The 18,196-nt window shown below is 70.4% G+C and carries 15 protein-coding genes and 3 pseudogenes; 4 read left to right on the top strand and 14 right to left on the bottom strand.

Features of this window, described 5'->3' with window-relative positions:
- Window positions 1–12 precede the first annotated feature (12 nt).
- The 5 genes and pseudogenes from AF335_RS18830 to AF335_RS18805 form a co-directional block, all read right to left on the bottom strand.
- A complete protein-coding gene (locus tag AF335_RS18830; protein ID WP_102919550.1) occupies window positions 13–792 on the bottom strand; it encodes an exodeoxyribonuclease III in 780 nt (259 codons plus the stop codon).
- A 29-nt stretch (window positions 793–821) separates the two neighbouring features.
- Window positions 822–1,463, bottom strand: a complete 642-nt coding sequence (locus tag AF335_RS18825) for an MBL fold metallo-hydrolase (RefSeq protein ID WP_102919696.1) — start codon at window positions 1,461–1,463, stop codon at window positions 822–824.
- 13 nt (window positions 1,464–1,476) lie between these two features.
- Window positions 1,477–2,927, bottom strand: a pseudogene (gene pcaDC, locus AF335_RS18815) (bifunctional 3-oxoadipate enol-lactonase/4-carboxymuconolactone decarboxylase PcaDC).
- A gap of 423 nt (window positions 2,928–3,350) precedes the next feature.
- Entirely contained in the window at window positions 3,351–3,725 is a 375-nt protein-coding gene (locus AF335_RS18810) for an MmcQ/YjbR family DNA-binding protein (protein WP_102919547.1), read from the bottom strand.
- A 94-nt stretch (window positions 3,726–3,819) separates the two neighbouring features.
- A pseudogene (locus AF335_RS18805) lies at window positions 3,820–4,234 on the bottom strand (SDR family oxidoreductase); the annotation flags it as partial.
- A gap of 188 nt (window positions 4,235–4,422) precedes the next feature.
- Here AF335_RS18805 and AF335_RS18800 point away from each other — a divergent pair.
- Entirely contained in the window at window positions 4,423–4,809 is a 387-nt protein-coding gene (locus tag AF335_RS18800; RefSeq protein ID WP_102919546.1) for an ester cyclase, read from the top strand.
- A 431-nt stretch (window positions 4,810–5,240) separates the two neighbouring features.
- Here the strand turns inward: AF335_RS18800 and AF335_RS18790 are convergent, their stop codons facing one another.
- Both AF335_RS18790 and AF335_RS18785 read right to left on the bottom strand, forming a co-directional pair.
- Window positions 5,241–5,804 carry a hypothetical protein gene (locus tag AF335_RS18790; protein ID WP_102919545.1) on the bottom strand — a complete coding sequence of 188 codons (564 nt, stop codon included), beginning with the start codon at window positions 5,802–5,804 and terminating at the stop codon, window positions 5,241–5,243.
- A gap of 215 nt (window positions 5,805–6,019) precedes the next feature.
- Window positions 6,020–7,027: a helix-turn-helix transcriptional regulator gene (locus AF335_RS18785; protein ID WP_102919544.1), complete on the bottom strand. Its 1,008-nt coding sequence runs from the start codon at window positions 7,025–7,027 to the stop codon at window positions 6,020–6,022.
- A 118-nt stretch (window positions 7,028–7,145) separates the two neighbouring features.
- Here AF335_RS18785 and AF335_RS18780 point away from each other — a divergent pair, with 118 nt between their 5' ends.
- Window positions 7,146–8,090 (top strand): Gfo/Idh/MocA family protein, encoded by a 945-nt coding sequence (locus tag AF335_RS18780; protein WP_102919543.1) that lies wholly within the window; start codon window positions 7,146–7,148, stop codon window positions 8,088–8,090.
- A 60-nt stretch (window positions 8,091–8,150) separates the two neighbouring features.
- Window positions 8,151–10,460 (top strand): ATP-binding cassette domain-containing protein, encoded by a 2,310-nt coding sequence (locus tag AF335_RS18775; protein WP_102919542.1) that lies wholly within the window; start codon window positions 8,151–8,153, stop codon window positions 10,458–10,460.
- Between the two features lie 17 nt (window positions 10,461–10,477).
- Here AF335_RS18775 and AF335_RS36235 read toward each other — a convergent pair whose 3' ends face one another.
- The 5 genes from AF335_RS36235 to AF335_RS18755 all read right to left on the bottom strand — a co-directional run bounded on the left by AF335_RS36235 (window position 10,478) and on the right by AF335_RS18755 (window position 14,999).
- Complete coding sequence (locus AF335_RS36235; RefSeq protein WP_260423822.1) at window positions 10,478–10,600, bottom strand: hypothetical protein; 123 nt, start codon at window positions 10,598–10,600, stop codon at window positions 10,478–10,480.
- A gap of 173 nt (window positions 10,601–10,773) precedes the next feature.
- On the bottom strand, window positions 10,774–11,589 hold the full coding sequence (locus AF335_RS18770) for a VOC family protein (RefSeq protein ID WP_102919541.1): 816 nt from the start codon (window positions 11,587–11,589) through the stop codon (window positions 10,774–10,776).
- Between the two features lie 28 nt (window positions 11,590–11,617).
- Window positions 11,618–13,327 carry an MFS transporter gene (locus AF335_RS18765; RefSeq protein ID WP_102919540.1) on the bottom strand — a complete coding sequence of 570 codons (1,710 nt, stop codon included), beginning with the start codon at window positions 13,325–13,327 and terminating at the stop codon, window positions 11,618–11,620.
- A gap of 73 nt (window positions 13,328–13,400) precedes the next feature.
- On the bottom strand, window positions 13,401–13,841 hold the full coding sequence (locus tag AF335_RS18760) for a VOC family protein (RefSeq protein WP_170127746.1): 441 nt from the start codon (window positions 13,839–13,841) through the stop codon (window positions 13,401–13,403).
- Window positions 13,842–14,222: 381 nt separating this feature from the next.
- Complete coding sequence (locus AF335_RS18755; RefSeq protein ID WP_102919538.1) at window positions 14,223–14,999, bottom strand: DUF4184 family protein; 777 nt, start codon at window positions 14,997–14,999, stop codon at window positions 14,223–14,225.
- A gap of 169 nt (window positions 15,000–15,168) precedes the next feature.
- Here AF335_RS18755 and AF335_RS18750 point away from each other — a divergent pair.
- Window positions 15,169–16,148 (top strand): annotated as a pseudogene (locus AF335_RS18750) (helix-turn-helix transcriptional regulator).
- A 232-nt stretch (window positions 16,149–16,380) separates the two neighbouring features.
- Here the strand turns inward: AF335_RS18750 and AF335_RS18745 are convergent.
- Both AF335_RS18745 and AF335_RS18740 read right to left on the bottom strand, forming a co-directional pair.
- Window positions 16,381–17,217 carry an esterase/lipase family protein gene (locus AF335_RS18745; protein WP_102919695.1) on the bottom strand — a complete coding sequence of 279 codons (837 nt, stop codon included), beginning with the start codon at window positions 17,215–17,217 and terminating at the stop codon, window positions 16,381–16,383.
- Between the two features lie 574 nt (window positions 17,218–17,791).
- Window positions 17,792–18,106 (bottom strand): peptidoglycan recognition protein family protein, encoded by a 315-nt coding sequence (locus tag AF335_RS18740; protein WP_102919537.1) that lies wholly within the window; start codon window positions 18,104–18,106, stop codon window positions 17,792–17,794.
- Window positions 18,107–18,196 lie beyond the last annotated feature (90 nt).

The raw sequence follows: 18,196 nt of genomic DNA, 5'->3' as shown, positions 1-18,196 counted from the left end.
GGCGCCCCGGGCTCACACCTCCAGGTCGACGACGACCGGGGCGTGGTCCGAGGCGCCCTTGCCCTTGCGCTCCTCGCGGTCCACGAAGGCGTCCCGCTTCGCCTTGGCGAAGGGGGCGTTGCCGTAGACCAGGTCGATGCGCATGCCCTTGTTCTTCGGGAAGGACAGCTGGCGGTAGTCCCAGTAGGTGTACGGGTGGTCGTACTTCAGGGGGCGGGGCACGACGTCGGACAGGCCGGTGTCGCGCAGGGCCGCGAGGGCCGCGCGCTCGGCGGGGGTGACGTGCGTGGCGCCCTCGAAGACCGCCGGGTCGAAGACGTCCTCGTCGGTCGGGGCGATGTTGTAGTCACCGAGGACGGCGAACGGCCGCTCGCCCTCGGCGTCGGCGGTGACGGCGTCGCGCAGCGCCTCCAGCCAGCGGAGCTTGTAGGCGTAGTGGTCGTGGCCGACCTCCCGGCCGTTGGGCACATAGACCGACCAGAGGCGGACGCCGCCACAGGTGGCCGAGATCGCGCGGGGCTCCTGGCCGTCCTCGTAGTCGGGCCCGCCGGGCAGGCCCTTGACGACGTCGTCGAGGCCGACGCGGGAGACCAGGGCGACGCCGTTCCACCGGCCGGTGGCGTTGACCGCCGACTCGTAGCCGAGCTCGCGCAGGGCCTCGAACGGGAAGGCGTCCTCGGCGCACTTCGTCTCCTGTATGCACAGCACGTCGGTGCCGCTGCTCTCCAGCCAGGCCAGCAGCCTCGGGAGGCGTGCGGTGATCGAGTTCACGTTCCAGGTGGCGATGCGCATGGCCCCCACCCTAACGGCCGGGTCCGACATCAGAGCTCTACGCTCTCACCCGGCGCCAGCCGGGAGTGGTCGGTACCGACGCCCGGTCCGGCGGGGCCCAGCATCCGGTCGTAGACCGGCCGGGCGAGGTCCGTGAGGAGCGCGTCGTGGATGTCGATCGCCCGCCGGGGCCGGACCTCGCGCAGATAGTCGATGATCTCGCCGACCTTGTTCCAGGGGGCCATGACCGGCACCATCAGCGTGTCGACCGGCTGCCCGGGAAGGGTCAGCGCGTCGCCGGGGTGGAAGACCGCGCCGTCCACGAGATAGCCGACGTTGGTGACCCTCGGGATGTCCGGGTGGATCACCGCGTGCAGCTGGCCGTGCACCTGGACGTCGAAGCCCGCGGCCGTGAAGGCGTCGCCCTCGCCGACGGTGTGCACCCGGCCGGGGAAGGCCGCGGACACCTGTTCCGCGACGCTGCGCAGGGTCCACAGCTCGGCGGCCGGGTCGGCGTCGAGGGCGGCCCGCAGCCGGCCGACGTCGAAGTGGTCCGGGTGCTCATGGGTGACCAGCACGGCATCCGCGCCGAGCGCGGCGTCCTCCTCGCTGAAGGCGCCGGGGTCGATGACGAGCGTGCGGCCGTCCTTCTCCAGGCGGACGCACGCGTGGCTCTGCTTGGTCAGCTTCATGATCCCCATACTGCTACGCCCCGGCCGCGCCCGGTCCGCTCTCCTCGGAGATGACGCGCCGCGCGACCGAGAAGGCGGCGCTCGCGGCCGGGACACCGCAGTAGACGGCGGTGTGCAGCAACGTTTCCTCGATCTCCTCGGCGGTGAGGCCGTTGCGGAGCGCGGCGCGGGTGTGCGCGGCCAGGTCGTCGAGGTGGCCGCCGGCGGTGAGGGCGGTCAGGGTGACGAGCGAGCGGCTGCGGCGGTCGAGGCCGGGCCGGGCCCAGACGCCGCCCCAGGCGTAGCGGGTGACGAAGTCGTGGAAGTCGCCGGTGGCGTCGGCGGCCGCGGGGCCGTCGCCGAGGACCTCGCGGCGGACGCGGACGCCCTCGTCGTGGGCGTCCGTGGCGGGCGCGGGCGCGGGGTCGACGGTGGGGGGCGGGCCGAAGCCGGGGAACGAGGCGGGCGAGGCGGGGGTGACGGGGGGCGCGGCGGCCGGCGCGTGCGGACCGGCCGGGCTCGTCGCGTACGGGCTGGGGGTGGCCGACGGCGTGGGGGCGAACATCCCGCCGGGGAGGCCGGGGCCGACCTGGCCACCGGGGACGCCGGGGGCGGGCATGGCGGAGGCCGCGGGGCGGGCGCCGGCTCGGGCGCGGGCGCCGGCCCGGCGGCGGTCCCGCCCGGCGGCGTCTGCGGGGCGGTGGCCTGCCAGGCCGAGGTGAAGTGGCGTACGAGCAGGTCGGTGACGGCGGAGGGCTGCTCGACCGGAGCGAGGTGTGAGGCCCCGGGGACGACGGCGAGCCGCGCGTCGTGGATCGAGGCGACCAGGACGCGGGCGTCGGCGGGCGGTGTCACCTGGTCCTCGGCACCGACGAGCACGAGGGTGGGCACGCTGATCCGGCCCAGCCCCTCCCGGGCGTCGAACGCGGCGAGGGCGTCGCACGCGGCGACGTAGCAACCGGGGTCGGTGGTACCGACCATCTGCACGGCCCAGTCGACGATGGCCGGCTGGGCGCCCGCGAAGTTCTGGGTGAACCAGTGCTCGGGCGCGGCCCGGGCGACGGGGTCGAGACCCGCGGCGCGGACACCCTCGCCGCGCTGCCGCCAGGAGTCCGGGGTGCCGAACCGGGCGGAGGTGGCGACGAGGGCCAGCGAGGCGAGCCGGTGCGGATGACGCAGGGCGAGGTCGGCGCCGACCGCGCCGCCTATGGAACAGCCCGCGTAGCCGAAGCTCCCGACGCCGAGGCCGTCGAGGGTGGCGAGGAGCCGGTCGGTGAGCTCACCGACGGTCGGTGCGGGCTCGGCGGGTGCCCCGCCGTGACCGGGCAGGTCGAAGCGGAGTACGCGCCAGTGGCGGGTGAGCTCCGGTATCTGCCGGTCCCACACATGCCATGTGGCGCCCAGCGCCGGGCCCAGGACCAGGACCGGGGCGTCTTCCGGCCCGTCAGAGCGGTATTGGAGGGTGTTCGCCGGTGTCTCACTCACCCGCCAGACCCTCTCATCTGTCACGACAGCCCCTATGAGCGGGGTCCTGGCGTAGCTGTCTGACCAGGTGGAAGGCGTCCCGGGCCGCATGGCGCTTGAGACAACGGCCGGCATGGCGACGCCCGTCGGTGGCGCGGGTTCATAGCCACGCGGGTCGGGTGGCCTCTTCCGTCGTGTTCCGTCGTGCTGTCTCGCCGTTGAGTGCCTGGCGCTGAATGACGGGCACCGATCCGCCACCGCGCTGTTCTCAAGGGTGGTCGCGCCGCGGTCTTGACCCAGGGGCCACCTGCCGGGTCGGGGTCAGCGCGTACGTCGCGCTGGACGGGTCCGGGCCGCGGCCCCCGCTGACGGACGGGCGGGCGGTGCGGTTCGAGGGGCCGTTGCTGTTTGCGCGTCCACCTCTCATCCAGCAGGCGGGAAAGATCAGTACCCGTGGTCGTGAAGTGCTTGCAGGCGGTCGCGGGTGGTGCGGGGCAGGCCGGCGACGACGCGTTCCCAGGAGTGTTCGATCATGTCGGTGAGTTCGTCGGTGGGCACGGTGCCGTCCAGGGCCACGGTGTTCCAGTGCCGCAGGCGCGCGTAGAAGCCGGGGCCGACCGCTGGGTACTGCTCGCGCAGGTGCAGGGCGGTCTCGGGGTCGCTTTTGAGCGTCACCTGCTCGGGACGCGAGGCGTTGGCCTCGGTCAGGATGGCGAAGATCTTGCCGCCGACCTTGAACAGGGTCATCCCCGGCCCGGGTTCGCCCTCCGTCGCTTCGGGCAGGCCCATGGCGAACGCCGCGATATCCGCCGGAGTCATGGGCGACGCCTCCTTCGCATTGCGGTCAGGCGCGGGCCTCGGAGCCCGGGGCCCGGGGCCCGCGTGGTGGTCAGCGGTAGTCGGCGGGGTCGGGGGCCGTGCAGCCGTACTCGCCGGCCTCCTCCGCCAGGGCCTTCGCCATCCGGATCGGCGCGTACTTGGCCAGGTCGTAGTAGAACGGCGCGCGGTAGCGGCGGTTGAACTCCTCCGTGCCGTCCGTCATCTCCACCACCAGCCCACCCGGCTGCCGGATCATCAGCGGCAGGGCGTAGCGGCTTGTCGACCACGACCGCGATGCCCCGGCCGCCGGTGGCGGTGACCAGGTCGGCGGTCTGCTCGATGGTCTCCGCCGGGCGGCCCGTCTCGCTCGCCCCGCCGTGCGTGGTGCGGCCGGTGACGTACACGGTGGCCCCGGCCCGGCCGAGCTCGACGGCCATGGCCCGGCCCGCACCCCGGGTCGCCCCCGCGATCAGCGCCACCTTCCCCGCCAGCGGCTTTGCCTCGCCCATAGCCGTGCTCCCGCCCGTGATCCTGGTGGTGCCCTGAGAAGTCACAACGGAAGCATGCATTCCATATAGGACGGGACACGTCCTATATCCGATCAATTAGCGACTCCAGGAATATAGGACATGAATAGCCCTATATCGGTGTCAATCTTCTGCTGACGACTTCACGAGGCACGGAAAGGCCGACAGTCATGAGCACCAGCACCGACGTCAACGAACTCGTTCACGAGTGGGTGGACGCCTACAACCAGCAGGACTTCGACCGGTTCGGGGCAGTGCTCACCGACGATGTCGTCTACACCTGCGGAGCCTTCCAGCTCGCCTTCACCGGCCGCGACGCCTTCGTGGACCACATCCGGGAGTACGCGGGCGCCGTTCCGGACCGGACCCTGACGCTCAAGCGGGTCATCGCCGAAGGCGACGCCATCGCCATCGAAACCGACTTCGCGGGCACCAGCTCCGGAGCCCACCCCGCCCTGCCCCCGGCCGGACAGCCGGTCACCGCCACCTTCTGCACCATCCTGCACCTGCGCGGGGGCCGGATCGCCTCGCAGACCGACTACCTCGGCGGGCAGTAACCCCTGCGGGGAACAGGCGTCCACGGTCGCCGCAAGTGACCACACCCCCTCTTGCTGCGGCCGTCGCCTCGTGACCTGGAGCGGCGATCGGAACGCGGTCCCGCCGGCCGCCCTCCACACTGCCGTCCTCCCCTTGATGACCGCTGTGCCCGCACCATCCGGCACCAGGCCACGGGCCGCCGTGGGTAAGCGTCTGCCGGGCTTTTTGCCCGGTCAGGCGTATTTACCGAGGTCGCCGGCTTGGAGAGCGGTCTTGTCATTGACGCCGATGACGTAGCCGTCCACGTCGCGGAAGTAGAACATGCGTGGAGGCTGCGAACTCAACGTGCCCGCTGGGGGCGGGGCGGAGCGGCGCCGTGCGGTCGCCCCGCCCCGCCCCCAGCGGCAGAGTTGCCCGTGCCCTCCGGGCGTGCGTTCAGGCAGGCGCGTTGTCAGCGCTTGAGCCCGCCAGTCGCGATGTCGTCGATTTTGTAGGTGAGGCCGATGACGTCCTTCTCGTGCATCTCAAGCGCGAGCGCGTAACGGTTCGCATCGTAGGTGCCGTTGCGGATCCCCTTCTGAATCCGCGCGAGCTCCGACTCAGCCTTCGCCAGCCTTTCCTGCGTACGGCCGAGTTCGGAGGTGCCCCAGGGCTTTCCTTCCCTGAGCTCGTCGTACTTCAGGCTCAGTCCGATGACGTCCTTCCCGTACATTTCGAGCGCGAGCGCGTATTGCTTCGCATCGTAGGTGCCGTTGCGGATTCCCTTCTGGATGCGCGCGAGCTCCGACTTGGCCTTGCCCAAGTGCTTCTCGGTCTGTTCGATCAGGGCCTTCCGATCGGTCGAGAGCTTGGCCGGTGCGGTGCGCTCGGAGGCGGGCCTGATTACGGGCTCGGACGCCGCCTGAGCGACGCCGGCGACGAGGACGGTGATGAACGCACCCGCGCCGAGAGCAACGGCTGCGCGGGCGGCGCGGGCGCCCGTCCGGACCTTACGGCTGGTTGTCTGCTTGGACACAAGTCTCCTTGTTTCTGATGACTGTTCGGCTCGTGAGACCTGGTCGACGGTGAAGCCGAGCAAGGCCGCCGGAATCGAGATCGACACTACGATCGCAATAGGACAGGGGGTGTCCCATTGAACGGGTGGCGCATCATCGGTTCTACGGGTGCACGGTGGCTCGGCATCTGTTTCCGCCGCACTGCAATGCGTTCCCTCGGTCAATTCCCCTGCATTTACTCAGCTTTTTCGGCCCGGGGTGGGCCCGAATCACTGCTGTGCTCTGTGAGTCGCAGAGTGCTCCGCGCCACGGTCCGCAGGTGGGTGAGGACTTCGGGGTCGGCCTCGACTGCGGTGACTTCGCCGAGTGCGGCGAGGAGTTGGGCGATGCGGTGGAGGGAGTCGCCGGAGAGGTCGACCGCACAGGTCTCGGCAGTGAGAGGTGTGACGCGTTCGGGCAGGCCCTGGGTGCGGGCGAGGGCGGTGGCCGCGGAGGCGGCGACGGTGGCGACGGCGCGGTAGCGGGCGGGTGCGGTGGCGATCTTCGCGGCGAGGTAGGCGGCGGGGTCGGGTGCGGGCAGTTCGCGGGGCGGGACCCGGTGGCCGGTGGGGGTGGGGTCGGTGATGCGGTCGAGGCGGTAGGTACGCCAGTCGTCCTTGTGGGTGTCGTAGGCGACGAGGTACCAGCGGCCTGCCGCGGGGACGAGGCTGTGGGGTTCGGCGCGGCGGGGGCCGGGCGTGCCATGGCGGGTGGTGTAGCCGAAGGTGACGATCTCACGGTCGCGGCAGGCGGCGGCCAGCAGGGCCAGCGCGGCCGGGTCGGCCTGGGCGCGGGCCGCGACGCCGTAGGCGACGGGGGCGGTCGTGGCCTGCTGGAGGGCCGCGACGTGGGTGCGCAGCCGGGTGGGGAGGACCTGTTCGAGCTTGGCGAGGGCGCGTAGGGCGGTTTCCTCGATGCCGGTGATGTCGGTGGTGGCGGTGCGCAGGGCGACGGCGATGGCGACGGCTTCGTCGTCGTCCAGGAGCAGGGGTGGCATGGCGGTGCCGGCGGCGAGGCGGTATCCGCCGGCGCGGCCGGTGGTGCCCTCGACGGGATAGCCGAGTTCGCGCAGGCGGTCGATGTCGCGGCGGAGGGTGCGGGTGGTGACGCCGAGCCGGTCGGCGAGCTCCGTACCGGCCCATTCGCGGCGGGTCTGGAGGAGGGCGAGCAGGCGGAGCATCCGGGCGGGCATGTCGGTCGTCATACCTCCACTGTGGCTCCATATGCGGACGAGTCGTGTCCTAAAAGGCTCCTAGCGTGGGATACGCCCGAGGGGATGAATCAGATCATTCCCTCCCGTATCGCCGAGGAGATGTATCGCCATGAAGATCGGACTACTGGGGACCGGATTCGCCGTCGCCCACGCCGGCGTCTACGCCGCGCGTCCCGACACCGAGGTCGTGGTCTACGGGCGCAGCCCCGGGAAGCTCGCGATGTTCGCCCAGGACTTCGGCTTCGCCACCACCACGGACGCGGACGCGATCTACGCCGACCCGGACGTCGATCTGGTGGACGTGTGCCTGCCGACCGCCCTGCACAAGGAACACATCCTGCGGGCACTGGCGGCAGGCAAGCACGTGCTGTGCGAGCTGCCCATCGCTCCCACGGTCGCCGAGGCCGAGGAGATCACCCGCGCCGCCGAGGCGAGCGACAAGAGGGTGTTCATCGACATGTTCATGCGTATGCACCCGGCCGTGCGGCATCTGCGCCGGGTGATCGAGGACGGCTCGCTCGGCGCGCTGCGCACCCTGCGCTCGTACCGCAAGGCCGGCCCGGTCTGGGGCCCGGTCGACCTGGGGCTGGGCAAGCTCGCGCTGGAGGTGATGCTCTCCGACCTGGACTACACCGTCGCCGCCCTCGGCCTGCCGCACACGATCCACGCCGCCGGAATCGACACGGGCGACGGGCGGGCCGCAGCGGAGACGGTGCTGCGGTACGACGACGTGGTCGTGGAGTACACCGCCTCGTCGATGGTCCCGGCCTCGTACGGCGTCACCCACGGCTTCGAGGCCACGTTCACCGACGGCGTCCTCGAACTGCACGAGCGGCCTTTCGAGCGCACCGGCCCGGTCATGAGCCTGACCGAGTACACCGCCGCCGGCTCCCGCGAGATCACCCTCACCCCCGCCGACAACTACGCCACGGCGATCGACCACGTCCTGGACTGCGTCACGAAGGGCACCGAGGACGCTCTCCTCACCCCGCGCACGGCCACCGAGACGCTGCGCCTGGCACTCGACATCGACCGGGCACTCACCCGGCCCTGACCCCTCTTCCCGGACCGGCGCCGCCCGGTCCGGGGCCGCACCGCCTGCCAGGAGCCCCTCATGAGCAACAAGCCCTCCCCCGACGAGCACGGCATCGTCATCACCCGCGCCCGTGCGCACAACCTCAAGGACGTCTGCCTGGCCATCCCCAAGGGGGTAATCACGGTGTTCACAGGGGTGTCCGGTTCGGGAAAGTCCTCGGTGGTCTTCGACACGATCGCCGTCGAGTCCCAGCGGCAGCTCAACGAGACCTTCCCCGCCTTCGTCCGCAACCGCCTGCCGAAGTACGAGAAGCCCGAGGCCGACGGCATCGGCAACCTTTCTCCCGCGATCGTGGTGGACCAGAGGCCCCTCGGCGGTGGGAGCCGCTCGACCGTCGGCACGATGACGGACATCGCCTCGCTCGTCCGGCTGCTGTTCTCCCGCGCGGGCACGCCGTCCGCGGGCATGTCGACGGCGTACTCCTTCAACGACCCCTCCGGGGCCTGCCCCACCTGTCAGGGGCTCGGCCGTACCGTCCAGCTCGACCTCGACCGGTTCTTCGACACCGGCAAGTCCCTCAACACCGGGGCCCTGCTGTTCCCGCTGTTCAATGTCGGTGGTGTGCAGTGGACGCTGTTCACCCGCTCCGGGCTGTTCGACAACGACAAGCCGCTGCGCTCGTACACGAGGAGGGAGTGGCGGACGCTGCTCCACGGCGGCGCGGACGGCGAGGTGAGGATCGAGCTCGCCACCCGCAAGGGCACCCAGAACGTCGTCTACGAGGGCATCGTCGACCGGTTCAACCGGCTCTACCTCAACCGCGACCTGTCCACGCTGTCGAAGCGGACCCGGGACGCGGTGGAGGAGTTCACCGCCGATGCCGAGTGCCCGGACTGTCACGGTGCCCGGCTGAACGCAGCCGCCCTGAAGACGAGGATCGACGGGCTGAACATCGCCGACCACATGGCCATGGAGATCACCGATCTGATCGGTGTCCTGGAGAAGATCGACCACCCGCTGGGCACCCCGATCGCGAAGGCGGCGATCGAGGGACTGCGGCGCATCGAGGACATCGGGCTGGGCTATCTGCACCTGGGCCGGGAGACGGCCTCCCTGTCGGGCGGCGAGGGGCAGCGGCTGAAGATCGTACGCAACCTCGGCTCCAGCCTCACCGGCATGACGTACATCTTCGACGAACCCTCCACCGGCCTGCACCCGCGCGACGTGAACCGGGTGGGGCGGCTGCTGACGCAGCTGCGGGACCAGGGCAACACGCTGCTGATCGTCGAGCACGACCGGGACGTCATCGCCCTGGCCGACCACGTCGTCGACATGGGGCCCGGCGCGGGGACGCACGGCGGGCAGGTGGTCTTCGAGGGGAGCGTGGCCCGGCTGCGCAAGGCCGGTACGCTCACCGGCCGGCATCTGGGCCGCACACTGCCGCTGAAGACGGAGGTCCGTACTCCCACCGGGCACCTGGCCGTCACCGGCGCGAGCCGGCACAACCTCAAGGACGTCTGTGTGGACATTCCCACCGGAGTGCTGGTCGCGGTGACGGGCGTGGCGGGCTCCGGCAAGTCCACCCTGATATCCGAGGTGTTCACCGAACAGCACCCCGAGGCCGTCGTCATCGACCAGAGCCCCATAGGAGTCAATTCCCGTTCCACTCCCGCCACCTGGCTGGGCATCATGGATACGGTGCGCAAGCTCTTCGCCGAGGCCAACGGCGTGCCCGCCGGGCTGTTCAGCTTCAACTCGACCGGCGCGTGCCCCGCGTGCGGCGGGAAGGGCAGCGTCACGGCGGACATGGCCTTCGCCGACCCGGTCACCACCGTCTGCGAGACCTGCCGTGGCCTGCGCTACAGTGCCGAGGCCCTCGCCCACACCCTGCGCGGCAAGACCGTCACCGACGTCCTCGCACTGACCGCCGAGGAAGCCTGCGCGTTCTTCACCGGCCGGGGAGAGAACAGCGTGCGGACCGCGCTGGAGACCCTCGTGGAGGTCGGGCTGGGCTACCTCACGCTCGGTCAGCCCCTGTCGACCCTGTCCGGAGGCGAACGCCAACGGCTCAAGCTCGCCGGGCATCTCGGCAGCCGCAGCGGCGTCTACGTGATGGACGAGCCCACCACCGGCCTGCACATGGCGGACATCGAAACCCTCCAGCGGCTGCTGGACCGCCTCGTCGACGACGGCAACACCGTCATCGTCATCGAGCACAACCTCGACATCGTCAAGCGCGCCGACCGGGTCCTCGACATGGGCCCGGAGGGCGGACGGCACGGCGGACAGGTCCTGTTCACCGGAACCCCCGCCCAGTTGCTCAAGCACCGCACGTCCCACACCGCACGGGCGCTGCGGCAGGACCTGAACGGGGCCGCACGCAGCTGACGTCCCCGAGGCCCGGCTCAGGTCATGGCCAGGTCCTGAGCCAGGCCGAAGGCGTACAGCAAGGCAGTGGCGGGGAGTAGCGCGAGCAGGCCCCGTACGCGTTCCCCGGCGCCCCGGCCGAGCAGGACGGGGACCCGCACGGCGGCGCCGCGTGGTGATGCCGATGTCCGTGCAACGGCGGTCTCTCCCGCCGTGGGAGTCATGGCCGGCATTCCGTAACCTTCCGATCCGTATCCGACGGTTGTCGATGTCCCGGGGGGGGCGGGTGCCCGGGCGGTGACGGCCGGGCACCCGCCCCCCGGGGACACGATGGTCAGCCCTGTACGGGCGCGGCGGGCATGGCGAAGAGGCCGAAGCGGTTGCCGTCGGGGTCCTTCAGCCGGGCGAAGACGAGCCCGTCGGGGTTGCCGTCCGGGCCGTGCTCGACCGCGGCGCCGCCGGCCGTGGCCTCGGTGACCGTGGCGGGAACATCGGTGACCAGGAAGGACGGCATCACGTAGTCGGCGCCGCCCGGGCCGGAGGAGTGGTCGTACATGCCGCCCGAGGGGAACGGGTTTCCCGTGAAGACGTTGAAGTACGGTTTGCCGCCCGCACTGTCGTCCTTCTCGAACCGCCAGCCGAACGCGGCCTCGTAGAACTCGCGGGTGGCCTGCGGATCGGTGGTGCCGATCTCGAACCAGGCGAAGCTGCCCGGGGCAGGCGCGTGGGCGGCCTGCTCGATGTGCTCCTCCGTCGACGCCGCTCTCTCTTCCAGCTTCTGCGAGGTGGTGCGGGAGAAGAGGGCGAAGGCGTTGCCGAGCGGGTCGCGGAGCCGGGCGAAGACGGTGACGTCGCCGACCGCGGTGGGCGGGACGACGACGGTCGCGCCCAGCTTCTCCAGGCGCTCGACGTCGGCGGACAGGACGGAGAGGTTGATGACCTCGCCGCCGGTGCCGCCCTGCTCGATCGCGCCCATGGGCCAGGGTGCGCCCGGGGCGATGACGCGGGTGTAGACGCGTCCGTCGGTGGAGGAGTCGTGGTCGGTCTCGAAGGTCCAGCCGAGCAGGGGGCCGTAGAAGTCCCGCACGGCGGCGGTGTCGGCGGTGCCGATCTCGAACCAGACGACGGAACCAGGAGATATGAAGCTCATGACGGAATTCCTTTCGTGATGCGGGGCGTCAGGCCGTGGTGACGGCGGGCGCGGGGGTCTCCTCCTGGTCCACACCCGGCTCTGCGGGGCGGACCTTGCGGGGCAGGGCGAACATCAGCAGGAGGGCGACGGTGACGAGCCCGGCGACGTACAGGACCGTCTCGCCGACCGTGTCGGTGTACGTGTGGGCATTGGCCCGAGCTCCGGCCTGCCGAAGGGCGTCCGCGGCGCGCGGGTCCGTCTGCGCGGAGGCCAGGACGGGAGCGGTGCAGCTGGCCGGTGTGCTGGCGGGGTCGGTCTGGGAGGCGCGGTCCCGGTGGCACACCGTGAACGCGGTCACCGTACGGTCGGCTTGTTCGGTGCTCAGCGACGTGGCGGCCAAGTCCGTCCGGAGCCGGTCGGTGACTTCGCCGTTCGCGGTGTGGCCGCCGAGCAGCCCGAAGAAGACGACCGCGACCAGGGCCGCGCCGAAGGCGCTGCCGAGCTGCCCGGCCGTGGCGGACACGCCGGAGGCGGAGCCCGCGTCACGGGCGGGGACATCGGTCAGGACGGTGTCGGTGAGCGGGGCGACGATCATTCCCATGCCAAGGCCGAAGACGGCCATGGGCCAGGCCATCTGCCAGTAACCGATCGAGGGTCCCGCCGCACCGGTCTGCCAGGCGAACAGCAACAGCCCCACGACCATCAGGACGGCGCCGGCCTGCAGGACCGTACGGCCGAACCTCGGCACGAGCGCGCCCATGGCCAGCCCGGCGCCGATCATGACGGCGGCGGAAAAGGGCAGTCCGGCCAGGCCCGCGCGCAGGGCGCTGTAGCCGAGGCCGATCTGAAGGTAGAGCATCCAGGCCAGGAAGAACACGCTCAGACTGAGCGTGATCAGCAGTTGCACGCCGATCCCGGCGCTGAAGCCGCGGGCCGTGAAGAGGCCGGTGGGCATCAACGGGCTGTCGTCACAGGCGGTCTTGGCCCGCTGGTGGGCGACGAACACAGCGAGCACGCAGACGCCAGCGGCCGCCATCACAAAGGTCCAGGCCGGCCAGCCCAGCGAACGGCCCTCGGTGAGCGGGTAGATGACCATCAGCAGGCCCAGCGCCGCCAGGCCCATGCCGACGAGGTCCACACGTGGCGCCCGTTCGGCCTTCGACTCGCCCATCGCGCGGGCGGCGATGATCAGGGCTGCCAGGCCGATGGGCAGGTTGATCAGGAAGATCGGCCGCCAGGACAGGCCGAACAGGTCGGCCTGGACGAGGAAGCCGCCCAGGACAGGGCCCAGGATGGTGCCGACGGCGGTGATCGCGCCGTGGATACCGAAGACCTTGGCCCGCTCACCCTTGGGGAAAGCGACGTGCACGGTCGCCAGGACCTGCGGCACCATCAGCCCCGCCATCGCGCCCTGCGCGACGCGGGAGGCGATGAGCATCGGCGCATTGACGGCCAGACCGCACAGCAGCGAGGCCGCGGTGAACCCGGCGATGCCCAGCAGGAACAGTCGCTTGCGGCCGAAGATGTCGCCGAGCCGCCCGCCGGTGATCAGCAGCAGCGCGAAGGTGAGTGCGTAGCCGGCGACCGTCCACTGCACGGCGGTGTAGGAGGCGCCGAGGTCCTCCTGGAGGTGCGGGATGGCGACATTGACGATCGTCACGTCGATGACGTCCATCAGCGTGCCGGCCAGCAGCGCGGTCAGGGCGAGCCAGCGGCGGGGGTCAGGGGGTGCGTGGGAAGTGGCAGGGGAATTCATCGAGGTGCTCCTGAAGGGGTGACGCTTACGGCTGCGCGGGCGCGGGGACCTCAGTCCCCGCGCGTCGACGGGCTCAGCCGGTGCAGCAGTTCATCTCCCAGATCACGCCGAAGCGGTCCTGGACGATGCCGTAGACCGCGCCCCAGGGCTTGGGCTCCAGCGCCTCGTACACGGTGCCGCCCTCCGCGAGCTTGCCGAACGCCGCCTTCTGCTCGGCGAGGTCGGTGTGCTGGAGGCCGATGTGGAGGTTGTTGCCGGTGACCGGGCCGCCGAGGGCGGTCGGGTCGCCGAAGCGGTCGGCGACGTTGAGGCCACTGCCGTCGGGGAAGCGCAGCGCGGAGTAGACGACGGTACGGTCCATGCCCGGGACGTCCGCCAGGCCGGGCAGGTGCGCGGCCAGCATGCGGCGCTCGGTGAGCTCCTCGGCGCCGAGGGCGTCCGCGTAGAAGGCGAGGGCGTCGAGCGCGTTGTCGCAGTAGATCATCGGGGTGGTGAACAGGGTCTGCTCGGCCATGACGGGCTCCTGGTGGTGTCGGGGGGGATCCGGGTGAATCCCGGGGAACCGGTACGGGCCGGATGGGCCTTTCCGGGGGTATGGAACGACCATAGGAAACCAATAGGCCAATTCATGACCTATTGGGCAAAATGACTGTTCAGCGACTCGCATCGCGGTTTTAGGCCGGGAAATGTCCTATCGGGGTGGGATGCTCCCGGGCATGCGCGCCGAGTGCCTCGATACGGCCCGCGCACCATCAGCCGTGGGCGCCACGGGACCGAGCAGCCGCCTTTTGCGGAAGGTCCGCGCCTTGTCTCGGGCACCCTTCCCCCGTTCCGGGCAAGGCTCTGCTGCGGCGATCGCATCGGCGTGACCCCCGGGCCTTCTTCCGTATCCGTGTCACTGGGGCGTGGCGGCACGGTGTTTGGCGGCGGGCGTCCCGGTACGGCGCAGGACGTGCCAGACAAGGGCATAGAGGGTGACCAGGCCGGCCAAGGCGGGGAGAGCGAGGGTCACACCGTGGTGGAGGCGCAGGTAGGGGGTGGGCTGGTACGCCTGGTCGAAGGTGACCGCGCCCCAGAGCAGTACGGCTGCCGGAAGGGCGGCCAGGGTGAGCCACAGCGGGGCGCGCCGCAGCGGACGCGGCAGAGACGCCGGCTGTCCTGTGGGCTGACGGATGAGCCACCAGGCGGCCACGGCCACCATCACGGCAGCGAGAACCACGGTGATCCCGGCCTGGAGCGTCCGGTGGAGGCCGAGGCGGGGGTCGGGATGGGTGAGGTCGTCGAGCAGGACATGGCTGGCCGCTCCCAGGGCCAGGGCAAGCATCGTCCACAACGCCCGCGGGACACTGTCGCAGCGGAAGCCCACGGCAGGGGCCGTGAGTTTACGGCCGAGGCGGTCGGGCGTAAGGGCGAGCAGAGGCTGTTTGAGGAGCAGGTGGAAGAGGGTCAGCAGAACCGCGCCGAGCAGTGCGCCCAAGGTGGCCGCGCCGGGGTAGGTGTGGGTGAACTGCGCGGCGTCCGCGAGCCCGGCGCCGCGCACAGCCGTCTCCAGCGGCGGCAGGAGTTTGGGCAGGTCCGGAGCCAGGGAACCGGCGACGAGGGCGGAGGTGGGGAGCGGCCTGCAGGCGGCCGCGGGGAGAACGACGGCGGGGTGGACGAGGGTCATGGGCATGAAGATGGGTCCTTAGCGCAGCGCGGAGAGAGGCTCCGCTCCGGGTGGCGGAAAGACACTAGGGGCCCAATAGGCCAATCAATGACCTAATGGACAGAATGGCTGTTCAGCGGCTCGACTTTGGGTTTTAGGCCGGAAAATGTCCTATTGCACTGGGATGCTCCCGGGCATGAGTGATACCCCCGCCCGCCTTCTGCGACTGCTCTCCCTGTTGCAGTCCCCGCGCGAATGGCCCGGCCACGAGCTCGCCGACCGTCTCGGAGTGAGCCCGCGCACCATCCGCCGCGACATCGACCGCCTGCGCGAGCTCGGCTACCCCGTCCACGCCACCCAGGGCAACACCGGCGGCTACCGCCTCACCGCCGGCACCGCCATACCACCCCTCCTCCTGGACGACGACGAAGCCGTCGCCATCGCCATCGGCCTGCGCACCGCCGCCGCAGGCTCGGTCACCGGCATCGAAGAAACCTCCGTACGCGCCCTGGCCAAACTCGAACAAGTCCTCCCCTCCCGCCTGCGCCGACGCGTCACCGTCCTCCAGGAAGCAGCAGTCGCCGTACCACAAGGCGGACCGAGCGCCGACGCCGAACACCTCACCCTCCTCGCAGCCGCCTGCGTCACCCACGAGAAAATCCGCTTCACCTACCACGCCGCCAACGGACAGGAAACCCGCCGCCTGACCGAGCCCCACAGCCTCGTCGCCGCCGGACGCCGCTGGTACCTCGTCGCCCACGACACCGACCGCGCCGACTGGCGCACCTTCCGCCTCGACCGCCTCACCAACCCCTACGCACCGGCACCCGCGTCCCACCCCGCGAACTACCCAACAGGGTCGACGCAGCCACCTGGGTGGCCAACACCCTCAGCGGCACCGCCGGCCACCGCGCCCTGCTCCTCCTCCACGCACCCGCCGAACAGGTCACCGACCGGATCCCCGCCACCCTCGGCGTCATCGAACCCATCGACGACCACACCTGCCGCCTGCTCACCGGCGCCGACTCCCTCGAATACCTCGCCTACCGCGTCGCCGTCCTCGGCTACGACTTCGACATCCTCGACCCACCCGAACTCGGCGACCACCTAAGGACACTGGGAGAACGCGTCCTGCGCGCCGCGCACACCGCCGAGCGGGCGGGGGACGCCAAGTGAACACCCAGCCCGGGCCCTTCGACACAGCCAGCATCATGGCCGAACAAGGACAACCCGGACCGCCAGGTACGGTTGAGTTCCCTGGGGTGAAGCAGGGCATTGAAGACCGTCCAGAATGGCGGCCGCCAGATCGTAACGGAACTGGAGGGCGGAGTCGGCCGCCTTGCTTTCCGGCATCCTCCGGCGGCCGGCTGACGATCGAGATCGGCCGAGGCGGACCTTCGGGCCGGAATCAGAAGGCGGGCGCCCTCAGCACACAGGGCGCCGCCGGGGCTGAGGGGTCCAGGGCCCGCTTGACCAGTCCGATCGCACGCGGGCTGTACGACATGCTCAGATGGGCGGAGAAGTCGACGACGCAGCCCTCCTGCAAGGTGATGTTCTGCACCGTTGCTCCGGGGCCCGCCGTCATGAACGTGCTCTGCCAGGGAGTGGTGATCTCGTCGTACTTCGTGCCGATCACGGCGTAGTCGATCCCGGGAACGGTGTCCCCGTCGGCGTTGAGCTCCGTGATGAAGTCGGATTTCTCGTACTGCTGGATGCCCGCCTTCCCCAAGACCTTCTCCCCGGGGCCCAGTATGTGGAGCATGTCGGCGAGAGTCTCGATGCCGCTCATGGTGGTGCCGTGGTTGGTCGCGCCGAGCTGGACGACCTTCTTGACCTTGTTCTTCGAGGGGTCGGTCGGGTTCGCGCCTCCGTCGGCCTTGAGATACCAGCGGGCCAGGGTCCCGCCCTGGGAATGGCCGACAAGGTCCACCTGGCCGGAGCCGCCGGCAGCGAGCACCTTGTCCACGAAGGCGGCCAGCTCCTTGGAGGACTGCTTGATGTCTCCGTAGCCCTTGACGGTGGGAGCGAGAGCCACTCCGGCGTCGTCGGTGTCGCCGTAGTCGAGGGCGTAGACGCAGTAACCCTGGGCCTTCAACTCGGGTGACATCCGGGCCCAGTTGTTGTAGCGGTTCTCGTAGGTCCCGTGCACCAGCACGACCGGACGCGGGTGGGCGGCGCTGGGACGGCAGTTCCAGTCATTGGCGCCCGGCGGATCGATGTCGAGGTGGAGGATGGAATGGACCATAGCGGGAAGGAAATTGCCCTGCTCAGGGCCGGTCTCCGCGGCCGCGGACGTGGAGGTGGCCAAGACCGTCGCCGCGGCGGTGGCACAGACGGCGGTGACATATTTCGGTATGTGCAAGACGGCTCCTGAGAAGTGTGGAACTCGGGCCACGCGCGATGTTTCCCATGGGTGCCGACCGAGGAGGGCCTCGGGTGGCCTCCTCCGACGCCCCCACCGGATGACGTATCGTCAGATCTCTGCCCTGGTAACGCCCGAGGAGAATCCCGGACCGTCGGCCGCGTACCTCGGGTAACTTTCCGGGCCCCCAGTATGCACGCGAGGCGGGAGGTTCTGAAGGGTCGGCGGCGTCCTTCGGCCTCTACTGGTGGGCTCTCCCAATCCCAAGCCCGGGAGCCGCCCTCCCCTGGCAGCGACCCGCTGGACGCCGCCGGCCAAGGCAATGCGCAGGCGCCTGTACAGGGAGAAGCAGTCGGCGCTGCCCGGCGGTATGGCGCATGCCACGACCGGATGATGATCGACGGCCTGCCGCCGGTCCGGCCGGACCGGCGGCAGGGTTTCCCGCTCTGACCGACGGTCACGCCAGTTCCCGTATCCGGGCCAGGATCGTCCGCCTCTGATTTGAGCGGGTCGGCCCGGGGCAACTGTGCCCACCCCAGCTCGCGCCGCCCATGATATGGGTGCCAAGACCGACGTCCTGTGGACTGTCGGCCAGCTTGAGCGGCCAGCCATGCTCGCGAATTCCCCATTGGCAGATCCGAGTGACAGCATCAATCTGTGCCGTGGTGAGTGCCTTGCCGGAAAAACCGGAGGTTTCCACAGACTCCCATTCGGCGTTGCCATCGCCCTGAGGCCATGCCCTGTCATGCGTAGAAACGTACTGTGCCAGCATGTCGAATCTGCGGAGTTCTGACGTTCCCGGGGACTGTTGCAGACGGATCGGCCTGCGACAGTCTCCGGGAGGCTTTGCGGGTCAGAGTCT

The organism is Streptomyces eurocidicus (assembly GCF_002891295.1).
GTDB classification, from domain to species: Bacteria; Actinomycetota; Actinomycetes; order Streptomycetales; family Streptomycetaceae; genus Streptomyces; species Streptomyces eurocidicus.
The sequence above is the reverse complement of the archived record's forward strand: the minus strand, read 5'-3'. Positions and strand labels throughout refer to the sequence as shown.